The organism is Sphingomonas sp. GW821-FHT10C01 (assembly GCF_059415525.1).
Map to the genome: position 1 here is coordinate 20,021 of NZ_JBWKNK010000004.1, position 23,278 is coordinate 43,298.

23 protein-coding genes are annotated in these 23,278 nt (G+C 67.7%); 14 read left to right on the plus strand and 9 right to left on the minus strand.

The genetic code is table 11. The features are described 5' to 3' along the window. Window positions 1-15 precede the first annotated feature (15 nt). Together AC07M1_RS15800 and AC07M1_RS15805 are read right to left on the minus strand one after the other, a co-directional pair. Entirely contained in the window at window positions 16-1,119 is a 1,104-nt protein-coding gene (locus AC07M1_RS15800) for an ABC transporter ATP-binding protein (RefSeq protein ID WP_495163585.1), read from the minus strand. Further along, window positions 1,116-2,324, minus strand: a complete 1,209-nt coding sequence (locus AC07M1_RS15805; RefSeq protein WP_495163586.1) for an aminotransferase-like domain-containing protein — start codon at window positions 2,322-2,324, stop codon at window positions 1,116-1,118. The genes AC07M1_RS15800 and AC07M1_RS15805 overlap by 4 nt, the downstream gene beginning before the upstream one ends. Before the next feature lie 180 nt (window positions 2,325-2,504). Between AC07M1_RS15805 and AC07M1_RS15810 the strand changes: the two genes are divergently transcribed. From AC07M1_RS15810 to AC07M1_RS15820, 3 genes are read left to right on the plus strand one after another with little or no spacing between them, the layout of a single operon-like run. Next, complete coding sequence (locus AC07M1_RS15810) at window positions 2,505-3,863, plus strand: amidohydrolase (protein ID WP_495163587.1); 1,359 nt, start codon at window positions 2,505-2,507, stop codon at window positions 3,861-3,863. After that, a complete protein-coding gene (locus AC07M1_RS15815; protein WP_495163588.1) occupies window positions 3,860-5,128 on the plus strand; it encodes an amidohydrolase family protein in 1,269 nt (422 codons plus the stop codon). Before AC07M1_RS15810 ends, AC07M1_RS15815 begins: the two co-directional genes overlap by 4 nt. Beyond that, entirely contained in the window at window positions 5,125-5,862 is a 738-nt protein-coding gene (locus tag AC07M1_RS15820) for a hypothetical protein (protein ID WP_495163589.1), read from the plus strand. The genes AC07M1_RS15815 and AC07M1_RS15820 overlap by 4 nt, the downstream gene beginning before the upstream one ends. Window positions 5,863-5,865: 3 nt before the next feature. Here AC07M1_RS15820 and AC07M1_RS15825 read toward each other — a convergent pair whose 3' ends face one another. The 5 genes from AC07M1_RS15825 to AC07M1_RS15845 all read right to left on the minus strand — a co-directional run bounded on the left by AC07M1_RS15825 (window position 5,866) and on the right by AC07M1_RS15845 (window position 12,891). Next, window positions 5,866-6,330, minus strand: a complete 465-nt coding sequence (locus AC07M1_RS15825) for an FKBP-type peptidyl-prolyl cis-trans isomerase (protein ID WP_495163590.1) — start codon at window positions 6,328-6,330, stop codon at window positions 5,866-5,868. Beyond that, on the minus strand, window positions 6,327-9,122 hold the full coding sequence (locus tag AC07M1_RS15830) for a M16 family metallopeptidase (RefSeq protein WP_495163591.1): 2,796 nt from the start codon (window positions 9,120-9,122) through the stop codon (window positions 6,327-6,329). The genes AC07M1_RS15825 and AC07M1_RS15830 overlap by 4 nt, the downstream gene beginning before the upstream one ends. A gap of 10 nt (window positions 9,123-9,132) precedes the next feature. Further along, on the minus strand, window positions 9,133-10,245 hold the full coding sequence (locus AC07M1_RS15835) for a dipeptidase (protein ID WP_495163592.1): 1,113 nt from the start codon (window positions 10,243-10,245) through the stop codon (window positions 9,133-9,135). Beyond that, window positions 10,236-12,224 carry an amidohydrolase family protein gene (locus tag AC07M1_RS15840; RefSeq protein WP_495163593.1) on the minus strand — a complete coding sequence of 663 codons (1,989 nt, stop codon included), beginning with the start codon at window positions 12,222-12,224 and terminating at the stop codon, window positions 10,236-10,238. The genes AC07M1_RS15835 and AC07M1_RS15840 overlap by 10 nt, the downstream gene beginning before the upstream one ends. 106 nt (window positions 12,225-12,330) lie before the next feature. Beyond that, a complete protein-coding gene (locus AC07M1_RS15845) occupies window positions 12,331-12,891 on the minus strand; it encodes a TetR/AcrR family transcriptional regulator (protein WP_495163594.1) in 561 nt (186 codons plus the stop codon). 295 nt (window positions 12,892-13,186) lie between these two features. Between AC07M1_RS15845 and AC07M1_RS15850 the strand changes: the two genes are divergently transcribed. Continuing rightward, the gene (locus AC07M1_RS15850) at window positions 13,187-14,077 is read left to right on the plus strand and encodes an NAD(P)-dependent oxidoreductase (protein ID WP_495163595.1); all 891 of its coding nucleotides are present in this window, start codon (window positions 13,187-13,189) and stop codon (window positions 14,075-14,077) included. 60 nt (window positions 14,078-14,137) lie between these two features. On the opposite strand, the gene AC07M1_RS15855 is transcribed toward AC07M1_RS15850, so the two are convergent. Together AC07M1_RS15855 and AC07M1_RS15860 are read right to left on the minus strand one after the other, a co-directional pair. Beyond that, window positions 14,138-15,127 carry a pyridoxal-phosphate dependent enzyme gene (locus AC07M1_RS15855; protein ID WP_495163596.1) on the minus strand — a complete coding sequence of 330 codons (990 nt, stop codon included), beginning with the start codon at window positions 15,125-15,127 and terminating at the stop codon, window positions 14,138-14,140. A gap of 79 nt (window positions 15,128-15,206) precedes the next feature. Further along, on the minus strand, window positions 15,207-15,677 hold the full coding sequence (locus AC07M1_RS15860; RefSeq protein ID WP_495163597.1) for an Lrp/AsnC family transcriptional regulator: 471 nt from the start codon (window positions 15,675-15,677) through the stop codon (window positions 15,207-15,209). 111 nt (window positions 15,678-15,788) lie between these two features. Here AC07M1_RS15860 and AC07M1_RS15865 point away from each other — a divergent pair, with 111 nt between their 5' ends. The 10 genes from AC07M1_RS15865 to AC07M1_RS15910 all read left to right on the plus strand — a co-directional run bounded on the left by AC07M1_RS15865 (window position 15,789) and on the right by AC07M1_RS15910 (window position 23,278). Further along, a complete protein-coding gene (locus AC07M1_RS15865; RefSeq protein ID WP_495163598.1) occupies window positions 15,789-17,213 on the plus strand; it encodes a M20/M25/M40 family metallo-hydrolase in 1,425 nt (474 codons plus the stop codon). A 54-nt stretch (window positions 17,214-17,267) separates the two neighbouring features. Then, complete coding sequence (locus AC07M1_RS15870) at window positions 17,268-17,912, plus strand: glutathione S-transferase family protein (RefSeq protein ID WP_495163599.1); 645 nt, start codon at window positions 17,268-17,270, stop codon at window positions 17,910-17,912. A 263-nt stretch (window positions 17,913-18,175) separates the two neighbouring features. After that, window positions 18,176-18,835 (plus strand): response regulator, encoded by a 660-nt coding sequence (locus AC07M1_RS15875; protein WP_495163600.1) that lies wholly within the window; start codon window positions 18,176-18,178, stop codon window positions 18,833-18,835. A gap of 248 nt (window positions 18,836-19,083) precedes the next feature. Beyond that, window positions 19,084-19,692, plus strand: coding sequence for a hypothetical protein (locus AC07M1_RS15880; RefSeq protein WP_495163601.1), 609 nt, complete (start codon window positions 19,084-19,086; stop codon window positions 19,690-19,692). Window positions 19,693-19,808: 116 nt separating this feature from the next. Next, on the plus strand, window positions 19,809-20,384 hold the full coding sequence (locus tag AC07M1_RS15885) for a hypothetical protein (RefSeq protein ID WP_495163602.1): 576 nt from the start codon (window positions 19,809-19,811) through the stop codon (window positions 20,382-20,384). Window positions 20,385-20,408: 24 nt separating this feature from the next. Continuing rightward, window positions 20,409-20,951 (plus strand): hypothetical protein, encoded by a 543-nt coding sequence (locus AC07M1_RS15890; protein ID WP_495163603.1) that lies wholly within the window; start codon window positions 20,409-20,411, stop codon window positions 20,949-20,951. A 16-nt stretch (window positions 20,952-20,967) separates the two neighbouring features. Continuing rightward, window positions 20,968-21,552, plus strand: a complete 585-nt coding sequence (locus tag AC07M1_RS15895; protein WP_495163604.1) for a hypothetical protein — start codon at window positions 20,968-20,970, stop codon at window positions 21,550-21,552. A 1-nt stretch (window position 21,553) separates the two neighbouring features. After that, entirely contained in the window at window positions 21,554-22,111 is a 558-nt protein-coding gene (locus AC07M1_RS15900) for a hypothetical protein (protein WP_495163605.1), read from the plus strand. A gap of 1 nt (window position 22,112) precedes the next feature. Further along, complete coding sequence (locus tag AC07M1_RS15905) at window positions 22,113-22,703, plus strand: hypothetical protein (protein ID WP_495163606.1); 591 nt, start codon at window positions 22,113-22,115, stop codon at window positions 22,701-22,703. Beyond that, complete coding sequence (locus tag AC07M1_RS15910; protein ID WP_495163607.1) at window positions 22,703-23,278, plus strand: hypothetical protein; 576 nt, start codon at window positions 22,703-22,705, stop codon at window positions 23,276-23,278. The genes AC07M1_RS15905 and AC07M1_RS15910 overlap by 1 nt, the downstream gene beginning before the upstream one ends.

Genomic DNA, 23,278 nt, shown 5'->3' on the forward strand with positions numbered 1-23,278 from the left:
CAAACCCCCTTGGAATCATCCGTTTGTGCCTCCCACAGCGTCTTTTTGAGCGAAGGCGAAGGCGCTGTCGACCGTCCAGCCGAGCGCGATGCGGTCGTCATGGACGGCTCCCGGCGAGCGCGCGGTGAGTTGTCCGCCGCCGGGCAAGCGGGCGTAGATGCGCGTATGATCGCCGAGATAGAGGCGGTCCTCGACCACGGCGTCGAAATGGTTCGCCAGCGCGTCGGCCTCCTGTCCGGTCTGTACCGCTTCGGGCCGGACGGTGACGATGGCGCGGTCTCCGGCAGCGAGGCCGTTGCTCGCACGGGCCCGGATCTTGGCCCCTCCCGCGATCTCGACCGTGCAGCGATCGTTGCTGCGCTCGACCACCACGCCGTCGAGCCGGTTGTTCTCGCCGATGAACCCGGCGACGAAGGCGTTGGCCGGCCGGTCGTAGATCGCGCGCGGGGTATCGACCTGTTGCAGCCGCCCGCCCGCGAAGACCGCGATGCGATCGCTCATCGCCAGCGCCTCGGCCTGATCATGCGTGACATAGATCACGGTGATGCCGGTGCGGCGCTGGATTTGCTTGATCTCGACCTGGAGTTTCTCGCGCAGCTGGCGGTCGAGCGCGCCGAGCGGCTCGTCCATCAACACGACATCGGGGTTGAAGATGAGCGCGCGGGCAAGCGCGACGCGCTGCTGCTGTCCGCCCGAGATGGTGTTGATGCGGCGATCGCCCATCCCCTCGAGATTGACCAGCGCCAGCGCCTGCGCGATCCGCGCATTGGCCTCGGCGCCGCGAATGCCACGTACCGCGAGCGGGAAGTCGAGATTGCGGGCGACCGACATATGCGGAAACAGCGCGTAATTCTGGAACACGACGCCCATGTTGCGCTGGTGCGGCGGCTTTTCCGCGAGCGAGGCACCGTCGAGGCGGATATCGCCCGTGCTGACGCGTTCAAAGCCGGCGAGCATCATCAGCGTGGTGGTCTTGCCCGAACCCGATGGGCCAAGCAGCGTCAGGAACTCGCCGCGACGGACCGTGAGGTCGAGGTCGGCGACCGCCCAGTGCGTGCCGTCATAGCTCTTGCCGACGCCACTGATCTCGACCAGCGCGGGAGCGACGGCGCCGGTCACCGCGCGGTCATCGCGCGATAGACCGCAGCCAGACGCGTGATACCGGCGTCGATCGTGTCGGGCGTGGCGAAACTGTAGGACAATCGGACATGGTTCCGCGGTGGGGCGCGGTTGCCGGTCGTGGTGCCGGCGAAGAAGCGGCTGCCCGCGATCAGGTTGATTCCGGCGGCTTCGGCATCGGCGGCGAACCGGTCGCCATCGATATGCACGGGCAGGGTGAGCCAGAGATAATAGCCGCCATCGGGTACCTGCACGCGGATCTCGGGCAGCTCGCGGGCAAGGGCTGCGAGCATCCGGTCGCGCCGCTGACGATAGGCGTCGCGGACGCGGGTGACATGCGCCTCGAACGCGGGCGAGCGCCCGAACTCGTAGAGGATGCGCTGGATCAGCGCCGAGGAGCCGCCCTCCGCCTTGAGCCGGATCATCCGCGCGATCATCGCCGGTTCGGCGGCGATCCAGCCCATGCGCAGGCCTGGCGCGACCAGCTTCGAGAAGGTGCCGACATGAAGCACCACACCCTGGGTATCGAGCGCCTTGAGCGAGGGCACGGCGTCCCCCTCGAACCGCACGCGACGATAGGGCGTGTCCTCGATCACCGCGATGCCCTGGCGTGCGGCGAGCTCGACCAGGGCGCGACGCCGGTCGAGCGGCATCGTCACCCCGCTGGGGTTATGGAAATCGGCGACATTGTAGATCAGCTTGGGCGGGGCCAGCCCCTCCGCCGCGCGGCGGGCGAGGGTGGCTTCCAGCTCGTCGACGCGGATGCCGGATTCGTCCTGGCCGATCTCGATGAACTCGACGCCATAGACGGCGAAGATCGGGATGGCGGTGAAGTACATCGGCGCAGTGACGACGATCGCGTCGCCCTCTTCGAGCAACAGGCGCGAGATCAGGTCGAGGCCGTTCTTGGCGCCGTTGACGATCAGCAGGTTCTGCCCCGTCAGCGCGCAGCCGTCGCGGTTCATGAGATCGGCGATCCACTCGCGCAGCAGCGGCTGACCCTGACCGGCGGAATATTGCAGCGTCTCCGCGCGATACTCGTTGAGCGCGGTCTGCGCGAACGGTGTGAGATCGGGGAGCAGGTCGGACGCGGCGAACCCTGAATCGAACGCGATCACGCCATCGTCCAGCTCCGACGGAAAATGCGACCCCGGAAACACGGTCGAAAGCCCCGCCGCGCGGCGTGCAAGACGAAGATCAGCCACCCCTTCTCCCATTTCTTACGCAACCCGCATTCGTCGCGAGCGGCCCCGCTTGGAAGGATGGATGGCGCCCGCAAATCCGCCATCCGATTGATTGGCTGGGGGATTCGCCCGGCCGGTCCATCGTCGCTTGAAAGGGGGAGAAAAATGCCGGTCGAGGTTAGGCGAGGTTGGGCGATAGCGATGCTGTCGCCGCTGCTGATCGCGGCGGCGCAATTGCCGCGCGGATTGGATCCGCTGGCGGTGCCGGACCCGTTTCCGAGCACCTATGTCCCGGCGCCGTCAGAGCCGATCGCGATCGTCGGCGCGACGCTGCTGACCGGGACCGGCGCCGAGATCGTCGACGCGACATTGCTGCTGCGCGATGGGAAGGTCGAGGCGGTCGGGCGGGGGCTGGCGGTGCCGGCGGGCTATGCGGTGATCGACGCGCGCGGCAAATGGGTGACGCCGGGGGTGATCGATGCGCATTCGCACCTTGGCGCGTCAGGTTCGCCGTCGATCCCCGCGCATGACGACACCAACGAGGCGACCGCGCCCAACGCCGCCGAGGCCTGGATCGAGCATTCGGTGTGGCCGCAGGACCCCAAGTTCCGCCTCGCCCGCGCGGCGGGGGTGACCACGCTGCAGCTGCTACCGGGATCGGCCAACCTGTTCGGCGGGCGATCGGTGACGGTGCGCAACGTTCCGGCGACGAGCGTGCAGGGGATGAAACTGCCCGGTGCGCCCCATGGCCTGAAGATGGCGTGCGGCGAGAATCCCAAGGCGACGTTCGGTGGGCGCGGGCGGGCGCCGGCGACGCGGATGGGCAATGTCGCGGGCTATCGCGCGGCGTGGATCGCCGCCGCAGACTATGCGCGGCGCTGGGATGCGTGGCGCGCCAAGGGAGTGGGGGAGCCGCCGCGTCGCGACCTGCAGCTCGATACGCTGGCGGGGGTGCTCAAGGGCGAGATCCGGGTGCAGAACCACTGCTACCGCGCCGACGAGATGACGGTGATGATCGATGTGGCGCGCGAGTTCGGTTTCCGCATCGCAGCGTTCCATCACGCCAGCGAGGCGTACAAGATCGCGCCACTGCTGACACGCGAGGGCATCTGCATCGCTACCTGGGCCGAGGCATGGGGGGCGAAGATGGAATCGTTCGACGGGATCGAGGAGAATGCCGCGATGATCGAGGCGGCGGGCGGCTGTGCGGTGCTGCATTCGGACGACGGGCTGCTTGGCCAGCGGCTCAATCAGGAGGCGGGGATCGCGATGGCCGCGGGCCGCGCTTCGGGCCTGGCGGTCGACCGCGGCACGGCGATCAAGTGGATCACGCTCAACCCGGCGAGGGCGATGGGGATCGACCGGCTGACCGGATCGCTCGAACCGGGCAAGGCGGGGGACGCGGTGCTGTGGAACACCGATCCGCTCAGCGTCTATGCGCTCGCCGAACGGGTGTGGATCGATGGGGCTTTGGTGTGGAACCGCGCCGATCCGGCGATGCAGGCGCGGCAGCGCAGCGACATGATGCTGGGACAACCCGGTCGAGAGGTGACGCGATGATCGGCCGGCGGAGCGCCTTCCTTGCCTTCATGCTGGCGGCGCCCGCGGCGGCGCAGGACGTGGCGATCGTCAATGCACGCGTGCTGAGCATGGGGCCGGCGGGCGAGATTCCGCGTGGCACGGTTGTCATTCGTGCCGGGCGGATCGTGGCGATCGGAACGGGCGTTGCGCCGCCGCCGGGAGTGCCGGTGATCGATGCGGGGGGCCGAACCGTGACGCCGGGCTTCGTCGCGCCCTACACGACATTGGGGCTGGTCGAGGCGCGATCGGTCGCGGGGACCGACGATCGGGCATCGATCAGTCCGGCGATCAGCGCGGCGCTGGATGCGGGGGACGGGCTGAACCCGGATTCGGTGCTGATCCCGGTGGCGCGGCTGGGCGGAATCACACGATCGATCGTTGTGCCGGGCTATGCCCGAAGCGGCGAGCGCGAGCTGCTGTTCGCGGGGCAGGCCGCGGCGGTACAGCTTGGGACGAGCGGCGCGATGCTGACCCGGCGCGGGGTCGCGATGGTACTGGCGATGGGCGAGGATGGCGCCGAGCGTGGTGGCGGATCGCGCGGCGCGGCGATCGCGCTGCTGCGCGCATCGCTGGACGAGGTGCGCAGCTATGCACGGCGGCGTGCGGACTATGATCGCGGGGCGATGTCGCCGCTGTCGCTGTCACGCGCCGATCTGGAGGCGCTGGTGCCGCTGGTCGAGGGACGGATGCCGCTGCTGGTCAGCGTCAACCGCGCTTCGGACATTCGCGAGATGCTGGAGCTTGCCCGCGCGCAGGGACTGAGGTTGATCCTGGAAGGCGCGGCGGAGGGGTGGCGGGTCGCGCCGGAGATCGCCGCGGCGAAGGTGCCGGTGCTGCTGACCCCGATCGAGAATGTCCCGGCGAGCTTCGAGATGCTGGGCGCGACGCTGACCAATGCGCGGCGGCTGCACGCGGCGGGGGTGGTGATCGCGTTCGAGCCCAATGGTCCGCAACGCGAGCGCGAACTGCGCCAGAATGCGGGGAATGCCGTCGCGGAAGGGCTGCCGCACGCGGCGGCGCTGGCCGCGATCACGATCAATCCGGCGCGGATCTTCGGCCTGGCCGACCGCATCGGATCGCTCGAGCCGGGCAAGGACGGCGACGTGGTGCTGTGGGACGGCGATCCGCTGGAGACCACGACGCGGCCGGTGGCGATCTATATTCGCGGGGTCGCGCAGCCGATGACCTCGCGCCAGACCGAACTGCGAGACCGATATCTATCCCAGGTGAGGAGAACCCAATGAAGATCGATCCAACCAAATTGCTGATGGTCTATTCGGCGGTGCTGACGGCGGGCGCCGTCGGCATGATGAGCACCGGCGGCGCGGTCGCGCAGTCGGGCGGTGCCACCAGCGGCAAGGCGTCGTTCGACACGATCGACGTCAAGCGCATCAACGTCCGCGAGGACGACGGCACGCTGCGCATGATCGTGTCCAATACCAGCCGCTCGCCCGGCATCATCTTCCACGGCAAGGAGCGTCCGCATCCCAGCGGCAATCGCGGGGCCGGGATCATCTTCTACAATAATGAGGGGACCGAGAATGGCGGCCTGACCTTCAGCGGCCAGCGCGGGAAGGACGGCAAGACGTCCGGCGGCGGGCATCTGAGCTTCGATCAGTTCGAGCAGGATCAGGTGATCCAGCTGACCCAGAACGAATATGACGGGCGGCGCTGGGCGGCGATGATCGTCAACGACCGGCCCGAAGCCCCGCTCGACCTCGATCTGATCGACGCGTATCGCAAGATGCCCGAGGGGCCGGCCAAGACGGAGATGGCGAAGAAACTCGCCGCCGGCGGGTTCGGGGTGAGCCAGCGGCTTTACGCGGGCAAGACGCGCGACCGCGCATCGACCGTCATCCTGGGCGACGAGAAGGGGCGGCCGCGGATCGCGCTGAAGGTCACCGCCGAGGGCGCCGCCACGATCGATTTCCTCGACGAAGCCGGCAAGGTGGTGAAGTCGCTGTCGCCGACGTCCTGACGATCAGGGTGCGGGCGGCGCGATCGCGATCAGTTCGATCGTGAAGATCAGCGTCGCCCCGCCCGGGATCGGCCCGCGGCCCTTGAAGCCGTAGGCGAGCGTCGCGGGCATCGCGAGCTCGATCGTGTCGCCGACCCCGGCGAACTGGACCCCCTCGGTCCATCCCTTGACCACCCGGCCGAGCGGAAAGCTCACCGGCTTACCGCGCGCGACCGAGCTGTCGAATTCGGCGCCGTCGACGAAGCGTCCGACATAATGGACGGTGACGCGGTCGGTGGCGGTCGGGCGGGTGCCCGATCCATCCCCCTTGATCCGCCGCCAGCGCAGGCCCGATGCGGTCGCCTGCCAGCCCTGCGCGGAACCGCGCTCGGCGAGCGCGAGCTGCTGGCGATTGTGCCACGCGACATCCTGCGCGACATCGGTGGGCGGGGCCGCCTGCGCCGTAAGCAGTAGAAGCGCCGCAATCATGGCGTGATCAGCCCGGCCGCGTCGGCGACCTCGAGATTGGGATATTTGGCCTTGAGCGCCGGGAGCCAGGCCTTGCTGTCGCCCACCACCAGCACGACGGCGCGCTTGGGATCGAGCCGTTGTGCCGCGCCCGCCAGCGCGGCGGCGCTGATCACGGGTGCGGCGCCGAGCTCGCTGCGCGCGACCGACAGCGGCGCGCCGGTCGCCACCAGATCGGCGAGATAGTCGCCCAGGCTGGCGGTGCGATCGGTGCGGGTGGTGAGGCCGCGCGTGACGAGGTCGCCGCGTTCGGCGATCGCCGCCGCGTCGGGCGGCGCGATCGCCAGGCGACCGAACTGCGCAAGGACGAGATCGACCACTTCGGGCGCGGATTCGGTCTTGGTCTGGGTCGCGGCCATCACATAGCCGGCACCGCGCCGCATATCGATCTGGCTCCCCGCGCCATAGCTCAGCCCGCGCTTCTCGCGGATCTCCTTGCCCAGCCAGCCGCCGGATCCGCCGCCGATGACGGCGTTGGCGACCTGAAGCGCGCGATGGTCGCCGGCGGAGCGGGGACCGATCGGGAGCATCGCGACCACGGCGGTCTGTGCGACGCCGGGCAGGTCGACCGCGACGATGCGCGGCTTCGGATCGGGGATGGGCGCGAGCGGGGCGGGGGTGCCGCCCTGCCAGGCGCCGAACGCGCGCTGGGCGAGCGCGGACGCGGCGCGCGGGTCGAGCGGTCCGGTGACCACCAATGTCGCCATGCGCGGGCCCCAGGCGACGCGCGCGGCGGCGATGTCGGCGGCATCGGCGGCGGTGAGCGATGCCGGGGTCGCGACGCCGCCATAGGGGGTGCCGCCCGCCACGGCGGCGGGAAGCAGCCGCAGGGCGAGTTGCACCGGCTGGCGCTCGCTTACCGCGATGGCATCGGTCAGGCGGCGGCGCTCGCGATCGATCTCGGCCGCGTCGCTGCCGGGGCGCAGTACGACATCGGCCATCAGGTCAGCCGCGGCTTCGGCATTGGCGGCCGGAACGGTCATGCGCAGGATCGTGGCGTCGGGCGTCGCGCTCGCGGCCATGCGCGCGCCGAGACGATCGAGCGCGGCGCCGAACGCGGCGGCATCGCGGCCGCCCGCACCGCGCAGCATCAGCGCGGCGGTCAGATCCGCGCGGCCGGCATGGCCGGCAGGGTCGCTCGCATCCCCGCCGGGTATCACCAGCTCAAGCGTGACCAGCGGCAGATCGGTGGACTGAGCGCTGACGAGGGTCAGGCCGTTGGCGAGCTTGCCTTCAGCAATGGCGGGCGGCTGGCGGCGTTGCGGGCCGGGGCCGGGCGGCTGTTCACGCTCGGTGGCGCTGGCGAAGCTGACCGGCGGGCGGGGTTTGGTGGGCACGTCGACGCCCATCGCCTCGACCGCGTTTGGCGAGGTGTCACCGGTATAGCCGGCGGGGCGCTTGCTCTCGTCTTGATAGCGGATCGTGACGCGGCGGCGGTCGGCAAGCCAGCGGGCGGCGATGCGCTGGACGTCGGCCGGGGTGATCGCGCGGATCGCGGCCAGCCTCTTGTCGGCCATGCCGGGGTCATCGGCCAGGGTCGCGCCATCGCCGATCAGCAGCGCGCGGCCCTGCGTCGTCTCGCGCGCGGTCAGCGCGTCGCCGAGCAGCGCGTTCTTGACCGCATCGAGTTCGGCGGCGCTGACCGGGCGGTCGCGCAGTGCGGCGAACTCGGCGGCCAGCGCGGCTTCGGCATCGGCGAGCGTCGCGCCCTTCGCCAGCGTCGTGGTGATGGCATAGGCATGGCCGTCGCGGGTGAGGAAGTTGAACGCGCTGTTGCTGGCCGCGAGCCCCTTCTCGCTCACCAATGCGCGGTTGAGCCGCCCGGTGGCGCCGCGCGTCAGCAGCGCGTCGACCACGTCGATTCCCGGCGAATCCGGATCGGCGGCGGGCGGCGCGACCCAGGCGGTGACGATCGCGGGCAGCGGGACGTTGGGCGCATAGGCGTCCACCAGGCGCGGTGCGGTGCGCTCCGGCTCGCGCGCGGGCGGCGCGGTGATCAGCGGCGTCGAGGGTTTCGGGACCGCGCCGAGATAGCGGTCGGTCCAGCTCGTCAGCTGCTTCGGGTCGAAATTGCCGGCGACGACCACAACCATGTTGTCGGGACGGTAGAAGGCCTCGTGAAAGGCGCTGACCTCGGCAAAGGTCGCGCGGTCGAGTTCCGCCGCCGTGCCGCCGATCGGCCGCGCATAGGGGTGGGTGGTGAAGACGAAGCCGGGGATGAGATGGTGGAGGATGCGGCCATAGGGCTGGGCGAAGATGCGCTGGCGCAGCTCCTCCTTCACCACCTCACGCTCCGAGGCATATTGCTTCTCGTCGACGATCAGGTTCTTGAGCCGCTCGCCCTCCATCCACAACAGGCTTTCGAGCCGGTTGGCCGACGCCGTGGTGGTGTAGAGCGTGGTGTCGAACAGGGTGGTGGCGTTGGCGCCCTCGGCGAAGCTCGACTGGAACGCACTGACCCCCTGCGGCAGGTTGCGGGTCGGCTTGAACATCAGATGTTCGAACAGATGCGCGAAACCGCCGCGTCCCTTGGGGTCGTCGCGCTGCCCGGTCCGGTACCAGACATAGACGCTGACCGACGCCGCCTTGGGATCGCGATGCGCATAGACGGTCATGCCGTTGGCGAGCGTGCGTTTGGTGTAGGCGAGCGGCGGCACCGTGATCGGCCGAGCGGCGACGGGGGCCTGTTGCGCGATTGCCGCAGACGGCACGAAGGCGGCCGTGGCGAGCAGTGCGGCCAGCATGATCTTCATGGTTTCCCCCTCAATTGTCGGGCCAGAGCGTCCCGAACAGGCGCGCGAAATTGCCGCCGAGAATCTTGTCGATGCGCCGCGCCGGATGGCCGCGCGCCGCGAGGTCGCGGCCGATGTCCAAGAAGCGGCGCGGGCTGGTGTAATCGGGGATCAGGTTGAGCACGTCGGGCGCTTCGCCCGGTGCCGCGATCCCGCGCTTCGCACGGCTCTCATAGAATTCGCGCTGCGCGGCATAGGCCGCAGCGTCGGTGCGCTGCGCGGTGAGCGAGCCGTCGGTGCCGATGCCGACATGATCCTCGCCGCAGACGTTCACGGCATGCTCGATATGGCGGATCAGATCCTCGGCGCGCGGCTGGCCCGAGGCACGCAGGAACGGCATCAGATAGATACCGGCGACGCCGCCCTTGTCGGCCATCGCGCGCAGCGTCGCGTCCGAAACGTTGCGGGGCAGATCGACCAGCGCGCGGCAGCCGGTGTGACTGATCGCCATCGGCCGGGTCGCCGCGACGATCCCCTCGGCAATGGTGCGCGCGCCGCCATGGCTCAAGTCGAGCGCGATCTTGTGCGCCTCGATCTCCGCGATCGCACGACGGCCATAGTCGGACAGGCCCGCGTCGGCGCGCTCGATCGCGCCGTCGCCGGCAAGGTTGCGGGTGTTGTAGGTGAGCTGGATCGCCCGCACGCCCATCGCGCGGAACAGCGCGACATGGGCGAGGTCGCCTTCGAGCGGGCTGGTATCCTGGAAGTTGCAGATGATCCCGAGGCGGCCGCTGCGCTTGGCTTCGGCAAGGTCGGCGGCGGTGCGGACGAGGATCAGGAGTTTCGGGTGGTCGAGGCACATCTGCGCAACGCGCGCGACCTCAGCGACCGAATCGTGGAACTGGCCGGTGCCGCTGCCGACGCGGCCGACGGTCATGCTGATCGCGGTCATGCCCGCGTCGCGAATCGCGGCGATCACTTCCGGCGTCATGCGCTGGCCACCGCCGGTCGAACCCTGCGCATCGATCACCGTCGCGCGGGCATAGTCGCGTTCGCCCCAGGGCGGCGGTGCGGCGCCGACGAGTGCGCTCGCGGCGAACGCGGCACCGCCGCCGAGGAATGTCCGCCGTGTCGTCACTCGCATTGCCCGCGCCGCGGGGCGAGTCCGGCGGCGGCGGCGAGCGCGTCACCGTCGAAGAGGATGCCCTGCTTGATCACCAGCGCCGCGCAGCGCACCGCGCCGATTCGGGCGAGCGGATCGCCGTCGAGCAGCACGAGATCGGCGCGCTTGCCCTTGGCGATCGATCCGGTGGTGGCGTCGAGCTTCATCACCCGCGCCGCGCCGAGCGTGGCGTTGTAGAGGACATCGGCCGGTGAGAGGCCCGCGGCGACGTGCAGCTCGAGCTCGCGCGAATAGAGGGTTGCGCCGCCGTCGGTGCCGTTGACCACCGGGACGCCGGCATCGTGGAGCCGCTTGAGCAACTGCTGCATCCGCGTGAACGAGGCACGGTATTGGGTGCGCTCCTCGACCGTCTTGGCGCGGCCTCCGGCTCGGCTTCCACGCAGCGAGGTCGCAGGCATGCGCGATGCCCAGGGCGCGGTAGCGGCCGCCATCTCACCCTTCCAGCCGGTGAACATGTTCTCGAAGGTGACGAGGGTGGGATCGACCACGGTGCCGGCCGCCTTGAGCCGGGCGACGAAGTCGCGGGCGGCGGGGCCGTCGGGATCGATCTCGTGCCCGCGCGTATAGGCGTCGATGAACCGCGAAGGGGTCTGGCTGCGCGATAGCACCTCGGCGCCGAGGAAGCTCAGCAGCCACATATTGCCGTGCTGGATCTCGTCATAACCGAGCGCGACGGCGTCGGCGGCGGTGAGACCGGAGGGCAGGTGCCCGCCGACGCGCATGCCTCTGGCATGCGCACGCGCGATCGCGGCGCGGGCGGCATCGACGGGGATCGAGCTGTAGAGCTTGACCATCGGATAGCCGAGCGCGGCGAAATGGTCGACTTCGGCTTCGGCTTCGGCGGGCGTGGTCACCAGCGACTTGGTGGGGCCGGCAAAGGGGCCGCGCCCGTCGATCAGCCCGGCCTTGAGCACGCGCGGGCCGAGCAGCACGCCGCTGTCGAACTGATCGGTGATGCGCTTGAGGGGCACCGGATCATTGCCGAGATCGCGTGCCGTTGTGACCCCGGCGGCGAGCGCCGTCACCCCCTCCTCGGACCCGAGTACATGGACGTGCATGTCCCACATCCCCGGGATCAGCACGCGCCCGCGCGCGTCGATCACCCTCGCGCCAGCAGGTGCGACGATGCTGCCGTCCGCGCCGACCGCCGCGATCGTCTCGCCGCGCAAGAGCACGCTGATGCCGGGACGCAGCGTCCGCGTCTCGGCATCGAACAGCCGCGCGCCGCGGATCAGTACTCCGGCCGCGTTGCGCTGGGTCAGGCGCTTGGCCGTGGCGCGTGCAGCCTGCTGGAATGCATCGGCTTCGGCGGCGAGCAATGCCGCCTGCTCGGCTTCATGGCCTTCGCGGATCACACCGATCCAGTTGCTGCCGCTGGCGAAGAGCTGACGATTGCCGTCAAGCCAGATGCCCGAGGGTGACATGCCGAGACCGTCGATCGCGTAGAGTGTCGCCGTGCCGCCACCGGTAATCGGTCGCGTGGCGAGGCTGCGGATCGACGCTTCGCCGGATGGAAGCAGCTTGAGCTTGCGCCCGGGAGCGGCAAGCAGCGCGCGGGCGAGCATCGCGGTCGCTTCGGCATCGCCCTCATTGGCGAGATAATAGCCGCCAGCCGTCGCGCTGCCCGTATCGACAGCACTGGTCCAGGTCGCGCGACCACCGGCGATGGAGAACGTCTCGGCGGTGGCGATCCGGCGATAATCGGTACCGGAGATCGTGATGCGGACAGGGACACCGCGCGCATCGACGCGCGCTACCGTCTCGAGATCGGGCCCGCGTCCGCGATCGCGAAAGGAATAGGTCGAGCGGCGCTCGCCTTCCGCGCTCTCGATCACGCGCAAGCTTCCCTTGGCGGCACCGGACATGAGGACGGTGTAGCGCTGCTCGGCGGGCGGCGCGGCGCCTCCCAGGCACAGAGCTACTGCGGCTAGAAGGAGCATGCGCGGCGGAAGACTATGTGCTGGCATCCCCATCACGATGGATAAGGCTGATGTTTCCGCCATCCGAGGGAGCCGCGCTTCCGTCCGTCACGTAGCCGGTGGTGTTTCAGATGCCGAACCAGCTCCTGATCAATGACAGAAGCGTCGCGACGGCTTCGGACTCTTCGATTTCGCCGCCCACCATAAGGCCCGAAAGCGCCTCGGCAGCGCCGATGATGGCGGCGCAGCGAACCGCCAGCGTTGCATCATCGAGCTGCGCATAGGGGCGAAACGCCTCCGCATAGGCATCGACATAGCGGCGCAGGAGTTCGCGGCCGAACCGCTCCATCGCCTCGTCGCCCTTCATCGCTGCGATGATGGCGAAAGCCTCGGGCCCAACAGTGGCGTAGCAGCGCATATAGGCCCAGCTGGCTGCTTCGGCGACCGAAAGGAAGGTCGGCTTGGCATCCCCGAGCCGATCCCTGAGCACGTCGAGCTGGCGTTCGGCGATCTCGGTATAGAGGGCGATAAACAGGCCCGACCGTGTTCCGAACTGGTCATAGACGACCGGCCGGGTAACCCCCGCCGCCTCGGCAAGCGACACCAGGGTCAGCGCATCGGCGCCATGGGCCCCGACGATCGTCTTCGCCGCATCGAGAAGCTGCCGCCTCCGCTGCTCGCGGCTCAAACGCGTCCGTTTCGTCCCGACACCCATATCGCAAAGCCCAGTTGACTATGTACATAATGTAACTTACATAGTGTACATAGCTTGTCGTAGAAGTCCACTCGCGAGGCAGATTGAGGATATGAAGGATATGAACACGGATGATTCATGGGTGCTTCTGGTAGGCGCTTCGGGGGTTGTGGGACGGCAGGCCGCGGCGCGCCTTCGTCAGCGATGGCCTGACCTACCCTTGCTTCTCGGCGGTCGCGATCTTGCGAAGGTCGAAGCCCTGGCGCTGGAACTCGGGAATGCGCGGGGCGTGGTGGTTGACCTGGGCCGCCGCGATCTGGGGCTGCAGGACGATATCAAGGTCGGCGCCACCGCGATGTTCGTCAAGGACGAAACCCTGAACGGCCAGCTCTTCGCCCAGGATCGCGGCAGCGCCTTCATCGACATTTCGAGCGCGGCGTTCGAACTGGGGCCGCAAGCGGCGTTCTACAGCGAGCGTCCGCAGACGGCGCCGATCCTGTTGGCCAGCAACTGGCTTGCCGGCGCGAGCACCTTCGCGGCGCTCGACCTTGCGAGCGGCTTCGCCCGTGTGGACAATGTGCTCGTTTCGGCGCTTCTCGATGATCAAGATATGGGCGGCGGTGCCGCCGAGGCCGACTATGTCCGCCAGACGCAAGCGGGGCCATCGAGCCTGGCGCGCAGGAACGGCCGGTTCGTCTGGGCCGCCGGCGAAGACGCTGCGGCCACGTTCGAGGCCTGGGACGGAACGCGCTTCGACGCGCAGGCATTCGGCAATCTCGATATCCTCAGCCTCTCGGCGGCGACCAACGCCCCCGACGTCGCGTTTCAGCTCGCGGTCGGCGAAACGTCCAGTCGCCGAAGGGGCGATCGATATTCGCACGAGATTCTGATCGAGGTCACCGGGCTTTCGCTCGACGGGCAGATGAAGCACGCACGGCGTTTCGTCATCCATCCCGAGGGTCAGGCGCCGATGACCGCATTGGGCGTCAGCCTGGCGATCGAAGCGATGCTCGGCCTCGAGACCGGCAAGAAGCTGGCCCCGGGATTGTATCTTCCACATGCCGTGGTCGATCCCGCACACGCCGTCGAAGCGCTTCGTGACATCGGGGCGGTGATCGATGACCGCTGGAACTTGGCCGCGTCGGCAACAGCGGAGGCTGCGGCGGAACTCAGCATCTAACGCCACGTCCCCACCAACCATGGCCCCTATTGATCGGGCATAGCCCCGCTGTTGGCAGGGCTATGCCCCTTCGGTGACGAATAGCAGGATCACGGACCGGGAACCGACCGCCAGGCGCTCTCGGTCCGCGGCGCTGCGGCAAGCCGCGATCAATCCGGCGAGCCCCGCCACGCCCGAAGCTGTGCTGGCTGGTCCTCCCGCCCGCTCCATCGTCTCGCACGCCGCCCGCAAATCGGCTTCGGCCACCTGAATCCCGGCTGCGTCATGCCTCAGAAGAATGTTCAGTGCAGGCGCGGATGCAGCACCGCAGGACAGCATATCCGCGCAGGTTTCGAGCGTGCCTTCGATCTGGACCGGAATACCATGGGTAAGCGCGGCCGCCACGCATGCCGCCGCCTCCGGCTCGACCACGACAACACCGCGCGGCATCGCCATGGCACCGGCAAGCCCCCGCGCCATCGCGGCCGCAAAGCCCCCGACCCCCGCCTGCAGGAACAGGTGAGTCGGTGCCGAGAGGGCGTCTTCGACCAGTTGCGCCACGACCTCTTCCGCGATCGTCGCGTAGCCCGCCATCACGTCCGCGACGACGACGTCGTCAGGATCGTCGGTCGTGTCGGCGATCAGCAAGCCTTCTCCGCGCGCCTCGGCGGCACAGGCTTCGCGAACGGCATCGTCGTAAGTTCCGCACAGACGTACAATTGTCGCGCCGATGTCACGGATGCGCGCTTCGCGCGCGTCGGTGACATGATGGGGCAGATATACCCGCGCCTCCGCGCCCGCCTCACGGGCCGCCGTCGCCACGGCAAGGCCGTGATTCCCGTCACTGGCACACAGCAATCTTCGCGGGGTCCGGGCAGGGTTCCCGCTGGCATCGAGACGCGATAGCGCCAGGCGGGCGGCATGCGCACCGCCCAGTGATTTGAAATTTCCCAGCCGCCGATGATTTTCGCATTTGACCAGAATGGCGCCAACGCCGAGCTGGGCGGCGAGGGCCGGGAGGGCGATGAGCGGCGTGAACGGGACGCCGTGCGTGCTGGAATGGTCGATCATCCCGCCAGTATAGGGTGGCCGCTTGCCGCTTGTCCGCGATCTGGCGCCCTTGCGCGCCGCCGCGCCGCGAATATCAAGGCTATGGCGCGTCAGGCATCGCAATCGCCAGACCGCGCTTCACCACCCCCAATGCGACGTTGGTCGTAAAGCGCCGGACGTTCGCGTTGCGCGCCACCAGCCGCGACATGAGGTCGTCATAGCTCTCGGTATCGGGCGCGGTCACGACGAGGACGAAATCGGCCTCTCCCGTCACATAATATACCTGCTGGACCTGCTCCTCGGCGCTGAGCCAGCGTTTGAGCTCGGCAAGCAATTCAGGCCGCTCGCGTTCGACCTGAAGCGACACGATGAAGAATGTCGGGCGACCGAGCTTCTTCGGATCGCAGACCGCGACGTCCTTCATGATCACGCCTTGCTCGCGCATCCTCCGGATCCTGCGCTGGATCGCGGAAATCGACAGTGGCACGGTTTCGGCGAGTTGCTCGGCGGTGAGTCCGGCATTTTCCTGGACCAGGGCAAGCAGGCGGCGATCGAATAGGTCGAGTTCCATCCCCGCAGTTTATCGCCGTTCTTTGTCGGAAGAAGGCGTTATCGGCATCATATTCGCGGTTTGGCCGCGTCCACCCCCTCTAGTCTTCGGACTCTAGCGAACGGAGTGGAAATGGATAGCGGACGCATTCGAGACTTTATCGACCGCAAATGGACAGCCGACATACTGCCCACATTGACCGACTATATCGCAATCCCGTGCGTATCGCCGGCATTCGAGGCGGATTGGGCAGCGCTTGGCCATATGGCCGAAGCTACGGAGCTGCTCGCCGACTGGGCCCGCATGCATCTGGCGCCGATCGAAGGCGCCGTCGTCGAAGTTCACAACCTGCCCGGCCGCACGCCGCTGATCCTCGTCGATGTGCCGGCCATGTTTCGAGACGGCAATGACGCGCCGGTCATTCTGTATGGCCATCTGGACAAGCAGCCCGCGATGGACGGCTGGCGTGAGGGCCGAGCCGCCTGGATGCCGACGCGCGAGGGAGACAGGCTATATGGGCGCGGTGGCGCCGATGACGGCTATGCGCTGTTCAGTGCCGTCCTGGCCTTGCTTGCGCTTCACGAGCAGAAGCTGGCGCGGCCGCGCTGCGTCATCCTCATCGAAGCCTCCGAGGAATCGAGTAGCGCGGATTTGCCGTTCTATTTCGAGCATCTCGCCGACCGCCTCGGCTCGCCGTCCCTTGTCGTCGCGCTCGACTCGATGTGCGGCAATTATGATCAGCTATGGACGACGACGTCACTGCGCGGTCAGGTCGCCGGCACCTTGACGGTGCGCGTCCTCAATGAGGCGATTCACTCGGGCGAAGCCGCGGGCATCGCTCCATCCAGCTTCCGAATAGCGACTCAGTTGCTCTCGCGGATCGAGGACGCGGCAACCGGCCGCATCACAGTACCCGAGTTCGAAGTCGATGTTCCGGTCGCGCGCCTGGCCGAGGCCGATCTCGCGGCCCGGGTCCTCGGGCCTTCCGCCTATGACGCGATGCCGTTCGTGCCGGGCGCGCGGCCGGCGCGGGATGATGTCGCGGCGCTGCTGATTGAGCGGTCGTGGCGCGCTCAGCTTGCTGTCATCGGGATCGACGGGTTGCCGCCGGTCGACGCGGCTGCGTCCGTGATGCTGCCGGCCACCGCGTTGAAGCTCAGCCTTCGCTTGCCCCCGACGCTCGATCCGGTCGTGGCTGGACAGGCGCTGAAGGCGCGCCTCGAGCGCGACCCGCCCTATGGCGCGCAGGTGTCGTTCGACATCTCGTTCGTTTCGCCGGGTTGGCACGCGCCCGAGACTGCCGAATGGCTGGCCGACGCGCTCGGCTCGGCCTCGCTGGAAGCCTTTGCTGGCGACCATGCGGCCTATGGTGGCGGCGGGGGGATACCCTTTCTGACCATGCTTCAGGAACGATTCCCGGAGTCTCAGTTCGTCGTCACCGGCGTCCTTGGCCCGCAATCGAATGCACACGGCCCCAATGAATTCCTCCATGTGCCGACCGCTCAAAAGATCACCGCGGTGCTTGCGTATCTCCTTCATGCCGTACCGCATGGCTGAGGTCGCAGCGCCGATCCGTCTCACCCACAATTTCACGACGAATAGGAAACGCCGATGCGCCTGCTCTATCAAACCCACTCGCCCTTCGCCCGGAAGGCACTCGTCTTCGCCCATGAGATCGGAATCGCCGACAAGATCGTCGTGGAGCATCACGAAACGAGTCCCACTGCCCGAAACGATGAGGTGTTCGACCAAAATCCTCTCGGGAAAGTGCCGGTCCTGCTCCGTCCAGGGCTTCCTTCACTGTTCGATTCAAACGTCATTTGCGCCTATCTGGACACGCTTCACGATGGCGACAGCCTCTATCCGGCCGACCCTGAAGCGCGCTGGCAGGCGTTACGGCTCGAAGCACTCGCCCAGGGGATGGCCGATGCGGGGATCGCCGTGCGCTGGGAAACCGTGCGCCGGCCCGAAGCGCTCCGGTTCGAGGATCTTCGCGATGGCTATGTCGCCAAGCTGGAAGCGAGCTATGCGTGGCTCGAACGGCATATGGACTTCGATGCCGATCTCCATATCGGGCAGATTGCGCTGGCGACGACGCTCGACTGGCTCGAATTCCGCGACCTGCCATCGTTCCGGAACTCGACGCACTTGAGCCACTGGTTCGACGCATTTTCATCGCGACCGTCGATGACAGCCACGCCTTTGTCGGGTGATACCGTCGACGTCGTGGGGCTTCCCGCAAAAGCAAGGGCCTGATCGCAAGCACGCCAGGTCGAATTCGTGAAGCCCCTCATGCGGCTCGAGAAGAGCGTGGCTTCACCTGAGACATGGTAGATGGCGAGCTGGGTGCGCAGGACACCCTGACATACTGGCTGCAATGCGCGGCATTACGGTCGTTCACGGTACTCGCCACCGAAAGTAAAAAGCGAATATTCGTGGAGGCGTTGCATCGGCGACCTTGACTTTGCGGCCATACGGCCGGACTCGGGTGAGTATCGGTATCCATTTGAGGCACGGGAATGACCAAGCCGAGGATCCTTGTCGCTGACGATCACCCACTGATGCTCTCGGGCATCGAGGCGGTGCTGCACGGTTCGGATTTCGAGGTGGTCGGCACCGCGCGCGACGGCGTGCAAACGCTCGAGCTGATCCCGGTTGTTCGTCCCGATGTGCTGGTTCTCGACATCGCGATGCCGAATCGCAGCGGCATGGATGTCGTGCGCGCGCTGCGTGCCCGCCACGACAAGCGGGTGATCGTGCTGCTGACCGCGCATATCTCCGACGCGGACCTGATCGAGGCGCTCGACCTCAAGGTCCAGGGCATCCTGCCAAAGGAGGGTGCCGAGACCCTGCTGGTCGCGTGCCTGCGCGAAGTGTCGACCGGCGGCCAGTGGATCGAACGGTCGATCATGCAGCGCGCGCTTTCGCTCGCGATGCAGGGGACCAGGGCCAACAACCGGCTGAGCCTGCTCACGCTGCGCGAACGCTCGATCGCGCAGCTCATTACCCGCGGCCTGCGCAACCGCGACATCGGGCTGGAGCTGGGGGTGACCGAGGGGACGGTGAAGCTCACCCTGCACCGTATCTTCGCAAAGCTCGATGTTGCGAACCGAGTCGAACTGGCCATGTTGATGCAGAAGGAAATTGAGCGTCATCCCCAAACAGGGGCTGAACTCTAGTCACGGACGCATGATGTCTTATTTTTGGACAGTTATCATCGCAAGACAGGCGAAGATATAACTAAAGTTTCATCCGCATAATGCTTAATATATCGTCAGTTTTTCCATAAGGATGAATGGATAAGGGCGAGGTATCTACTTAACAATCCGTAAACAACGAGTCGTGGTGCAATGTTGCACCTCCGGGTGAAGGTAAAGCGCAAGCATAGCCGAGCTCCGATTCGAGAAGCCTTTTTAGGGAGGCGGAGTTGCGGATTTCGGTCTGGACTTTGGGGATCTTGGCGGCAACGGGGCTGACGCTCTGCAGCGCGCCGATATCGGCCCAAACCTATTATGCCGATGGCCCCAATGCCGGCGGCTTCGCTTCGCTCCCGATTCAGGTGCGGGCGGCCGTGGGCGGCCGTTGCGGCTTCGCCACCGGCGCGGCGCCGAGCGGCAGCTTCGACCAGCCGAATTTCGACCAGACCGGTTTCAGCCACGACTTCACCTTCCAGCTCGAATGCACCGGCCCCTCGCGCGTCGCGGTGGTGTCGAGCAATGGCGGGCTGAAGGCGGGTGGCAGCGCGCCGTCAGGCTATTCGACGCTCGCCCCCTATGACGTGATGCTCAACCTGGTCGGGTCGAGCGCGACGGCATCGGCGACCTGCGCGGTCGCGGCGCTGACCGCGACGGCGGGGACGCCATGCAGCTTCCGCGGGCCGGCGACGACCACCGACGGACTGCGGCTCAATTCCAATTCCATTCTGCAAACGGGGTCGTTCGTGCGTGTGAGCGCGCCTGCCTATTCCGGCGCCAACATGCTGGTTTCGGGCAGTTACGCGGACACCCTGACCGTGACTGTGAGTGTCGCGCCATGACGGGCCGGACAGCGCCCTTCCTGTTTCGCGGCACCCTCGTGAGTGAAGCGTGCGGCCTGTTGCCGATGAACCAAATCTTGCCCGGCCGGATGCCGGCCAGATCAGGAGACCGAGTGATGAAAACCGTTCTTGCCATTCTTGCGGCTGGCACCGCGCTCGCTGTCGCCTCGCCGGCGATGGCCCAGAACACCACCGGCACCGTGAACATCACCGGTTCGGTGGCGCCCAAGTGCATCGTCGTTCCTGGCGGTGACAGCACCTTCACCCGTCTCGTCGCATTCGGCGAACTGGCCGGCGTCGATGGCAGGCTGCGCCCTGGCCTGGCGGCGGACTTCACCGCGGCCGGCGTAGCTGCCCGGGTCGTGTGCACCACCGCTGCCCCGACGATCAGCGTCGACGCGGATCCGATCACCGCGGCAACGGCGACGGCGACGACGGGCTATGACAACAGCATCGACTTCACCGCGAATGTCGCCGTGACGACGACCACTGGCCCAGCCGGTCCGTTCTCGAACGACAGCGCCGCGGCGGCGGGTGCCGACACTGCGGTGGGCGGACGCCTGGCCAATAACGGCTCGGACAACATCGTGATCACCGCGAGCAACTTCCGCACCAACACCGTCAACGATCTGCTGTCCGCAGATCCGGTCTACACCGGCAAGATCACCGTCGTGATCAAGCCCGGCACCTGATCGAAACCGGAAGGGCATGAGACGATGCGCAAGTTGATCCTGGCTTCGGTGGTTCTGGCCGCCGTGACCGCGACCCCAGTGCTGGCCCAGTCCGGCACCACCACGGGGACGGTGACGATCGACGGATCGGTGGCGCCACGCTGCCTGTTCACCACGTCCAACGCGGTGATCAATGCGGGCGAACTGGCGCAGGGCGGCACCGGCGCAGGTGCGGGCAAACTGGACGCGAGCAAGCTCGACGGCCAGTCCCGCACCCTGGTCGGCTGGTGCAACGGCACCGCCTCTTCGATGAGCGTCGAGGCGTTTCCGGTGGTCAACACGACGGTGACGAGCGCGCCGCCGGCGGGGTTTGACCGGGTGGTCAACTACACCGCCACGGCAGTCGCCAATTCGGTTAGCGCGTTGGACAGTTCGATCGTGGCGGGGGCGGGCAGTCCCAGCACCGTGGCACTGTTCACCGGCAACGTCACCGTGACGCTTTCGAGCTCGTCGACGCCGGCTTCCGGCCTGCTGATCGCCGGCGCCTACCAAGGCGAGACGCGCGTCACCTTGTCGGCGGCGAACTGACCCAAGGAGCATGACGATGAAGGCTCTGATCATCCCAATCGCCGCAGCGGCGGCGGCCATGATCCCAGGGAGCGCGCTGGCTCAGGCGGCGAGCGACACCTCGACCGGGCAGGTCATCGTCAACGGCAATGTGGCGCGGCTGTGCATCCTGGGCGCCCCGTCGCGTGCTACCGTCGATCTCGGCCAGATGGCCGCGACGTCGGGCACGCGGGTCGGCCGGATCGCGGTGCTGGGCGACCAGAGCGTCACCCTGCCCAATTCGTTCTGCAACTTCGCGGGATCGGCGCTCACGGTGCAGGTGACGGCCCTGGTATCCGCCGACGCATCGCCGGTGCAGCCGGGGTTCGCCAAGGCGGTGAACTATACGGCGACCGCGTCCAACTGGGCGCTGTCGCCGACCGCGGCGACCTCGGCGGCGAGCGCATCGGGCGCGACGCCGACCGCGACCAGCACCGGCGCGACCCAACCCGCACCCAAGATCGCCGACGTCAACGTGACGCTCTCAGGCTTCACCGCGCCGTCGGACGCGCTGCTCACCGCAGGAATCTATAGCGGTCTCGTCGTCGTGACGCTTGGCCCGGCCGTTGGTGGAGGAAGCTGAGATGACAAAGTCCCTGATCCTTGTCGCGGGCGCCTTCGCCGCGCTGTCGGCCGGCTCGGCCGCGGCACAGAGCGCGACCGACACCAAGTCCTTCGCCGTGGTCGGCAACGTGCCCGCACTCTGCTCGGGCGGGACGATCGTCGGCAGCGGATCGACCTTCGATCTCGGTGTGTTGATCGACACCACGACCGGCCTGCTGCGCACCGACCTGGCCGCGCCGCCCAAGGTGCTGACCGGTTCCTTCTGCAGCTCGCGCAGCACCATCACCGTCAACGCGACGCCGATGGCCGCGCAGAACTTTACTGCGGCGCCCCCCGCAGGCTTCTCGCGCACGGTGGATTATACGGCAACCGCGAGCGGCTGGACGGCCACCGCGGCGACCTTTGCCACCGGCGCGGGGAGCAACCCCGGCGCGGTCCAGACCCGGCCGACCGCCTTTTCGGGCGACATCACCGTGTCGATCGGCACCTTCGCCACCAATGGCGGCAGTGGGTTACGGCTGGTGTCCGACACCAGCTATCTCGGCCTGGTGACCGTCACGCTGGCGGTGGCGAACTGACATGACACGGGTCGCGCTCCTCCTCGCTTCGCTCGCCGTCGCGACGGCGATGCCCGCGACCGCGCAAAACCGGTCCGCGACGACCAACATGCCCGTGATTGGATCGGCGCCGCAAATCTGTGTGCTGCAGCCGCCACGGCTGGCGCCGGGCGCGCAGACCAACTTTCGCGGGCTGAGCGGCGAGACGCTCCAGATCGACCAGATGGTGGATTCGACGACGCTGGCGACGAATGCGGCGAGCGCATCGGTTCAGTTCGAAGCGGTCTGCAGCTTTCCGCATCGCCTGCGTATCGAGTCCCAGAATAACGGGCTGTGGCGGACCAGCGAGCTGCCGCCGACCCCGTCATCGGGCTTCACCTATGCGGTGCCGTACCGGGCGGAAGTGTCCTGGGCCGGCGTCAACACCGCGCTCGACGCCGACGCGCTGTCGCGTCGCGTCGCCGAGCGGGGCGTGACGATCGACCGGCCCGGCGCGGGCACGCTCGAGCTGCGCATCGAGATCCAGCAGGGCGCGTCGAACGTGCGCGCCAACGCTCCTGTGATCGCCGGCTATTACGGCGACACGCTCCGCATCGTCCTGGAGCCGCAATGATGAGGTACGCCATTCCCCTAGCCGGCGCGCTTGCGCTTGTCGCTGTACTCCCGGCGGCGGCGCAAACGGGCGACGCCCGCGGACGGATCGAACTCGCCGGGCGGACTTTTCCCGCCTGCGTGATCCGTTCCGCGCGCGCCGGCACCGCGGTCAATGCGAGCTTTATCGGTGCCGGTCCGTCGAGCGGCGAGATCCGCATCGCCGAACTGGTCGATCCGCAGACCGCGCAGCCGCGCGCCGCGCAGATGGTGATCGAGCTGCCGGTGGTGTGCAACGCCGCGCACCGGCTGACGCTGACCAGCGCGAATGGCGGGCTGCTGCGCGATGGCGGCAACCCGGCCAACCGCCAGTCGGCGACCGGTTTCGGCGACGTGCTCGGCTACCAGCTCGATGCGAACTGGGCCAACCGCGCCCTGACGCTCAACGCCGCGGCATCGCCGCTGGCAATTCTCGATGTTCCGGACGGGACGGCGGGCGACCTGTCGCTGCGCCTCTCGATCCCGGCCGGCGGCGGGGCACTCACCGCCGGACGCTATTCAGACACGGTGGTGATCGAACTGCATGTTTCGAGCTGA

Coding starts and splice junctions, on each gene's coding strand:
- AC07M1_RS15825 (WP_495163590.1), bottom strand. CDS start 6,330: ATGATTGCGGCGCTTCTACTGCTTACGGCGCAGGCGGCCCCGCCCACC.
- AC07M1_RS15815 (WP_495163588.1), top strand. CDS start 3,860: ATGATCGGCCGGCGGAGCGCCTTCCTTGCCTTCATGCTGGCGGCGCCC.
- AC07M1_RS15830 (WP_495163591.1), bottom strand. CDS start 9,122: ATGAAGATCATGCTGGCCGCACTGCTCGCCACGGCCGCCTTCGTGCCG.
- AC07M1_RS15810 (WP_495163587.1), top strand. CDS start 2,505: ATGCTGTCGCCGCTGCTGATCGCGGCGGCGCAATTGCCGCGCGGATTG.
- AC07M1_RS15910 (WP_495163607.1), top strand. CDS start 22,703: ATGAGGTACGCCATTCCCCTAGCCGGCGCGCTTGCGCTTGTCGCTGTA.
- AC07M1_RS15820 (WP_495163589.1), top strand. CDS start 5,125: ATGAAGATCGATCCAACCAAATTGCTGATGGTCTATTCGGCGGTGCTG.
- AC07M1_RS15835 (WP_495163592.1), bottom strand. CDS start 10,245: ATGCGAGTGACGACACGGCGGACATTCCTCGGCGGCGGTGCCGCGTTC.
- AC07M1_RS15855 (WP_495163596.1), bottom strand. CDS start 15,127: ATGATCGACCATTCCAGCACGCACGGCGTCCCGTTCACGCCGCTCATC.
- AC07M1_RS15890 (WP_495163603.1), top strand. CDS start 20,409: ATGCGCAAGTTGATCCTGGCTTCGGTGGTTCTGGCCGCCGTGACCGCG.
- AC07M1_RS15895 (WP_495163604.1), top strand. CDS start 20,968: ATGAAGGCTCTGATCATCCCAATCGCCGCAGCGGCGGCGGCCATGATC.
- AC07M1_RS15900 (WP_495163605.1), top strand. CDS start 21,554: ATGACAAAGTCCCTGATCCTTGTCGCGGGCGCCTTCGCCGCGCTGTCG.
- AC07M1_RS15840 (WP_495163593.1), bottom strand. CDS start 12,224: ATGCTCCTTCTAGCCGCAGTAGCTCTGTGCCTGGGAGGCGCCGCGCCG.
- AC07M1_RS15865 (WP_495163598.1), top strand. CDS start 15,789: ATGGATAGCGGACGCATTCGAGACTTTATCGACCGCAAATGGACAGCC.
- AC07M1_RS15905 (WP_495163606.1), top strand. CDS start 22,113: ATGACACGGGTCGCGCTCCTCCTCGCTTCGCTCGCCGTCGCGACGGCG.
- AC07M1_RS15875 (WP_495163600.1), top strand. CDS start 18,176: ATGACCAAGCCGAGGATCCTTGTCGCTGACGATCACCCACTGATGCTC.
- AC07M1_RS15870 (WP_495163599.1), top strand. CDS start 17,268: ATGCGCCTGCTCTATCAAACCCACTCGCCCTTCGCCCGGAAGGCACTC.
- AC07M1_RS15860 (WP_495163597.1), bottom strand. CDS start 15,677: ATGGAACTCGACCTATTCGATCGCCGCCTGCTTGCCCTGGTCCAGGAA.
- AC07M1_RS15885 (WP_495163602.1), top strand. CDS start 19,809: ATGAAAACCGTTCTTGCCATTCTTGCGGCTGGCACCGCGCTCGCTGTC.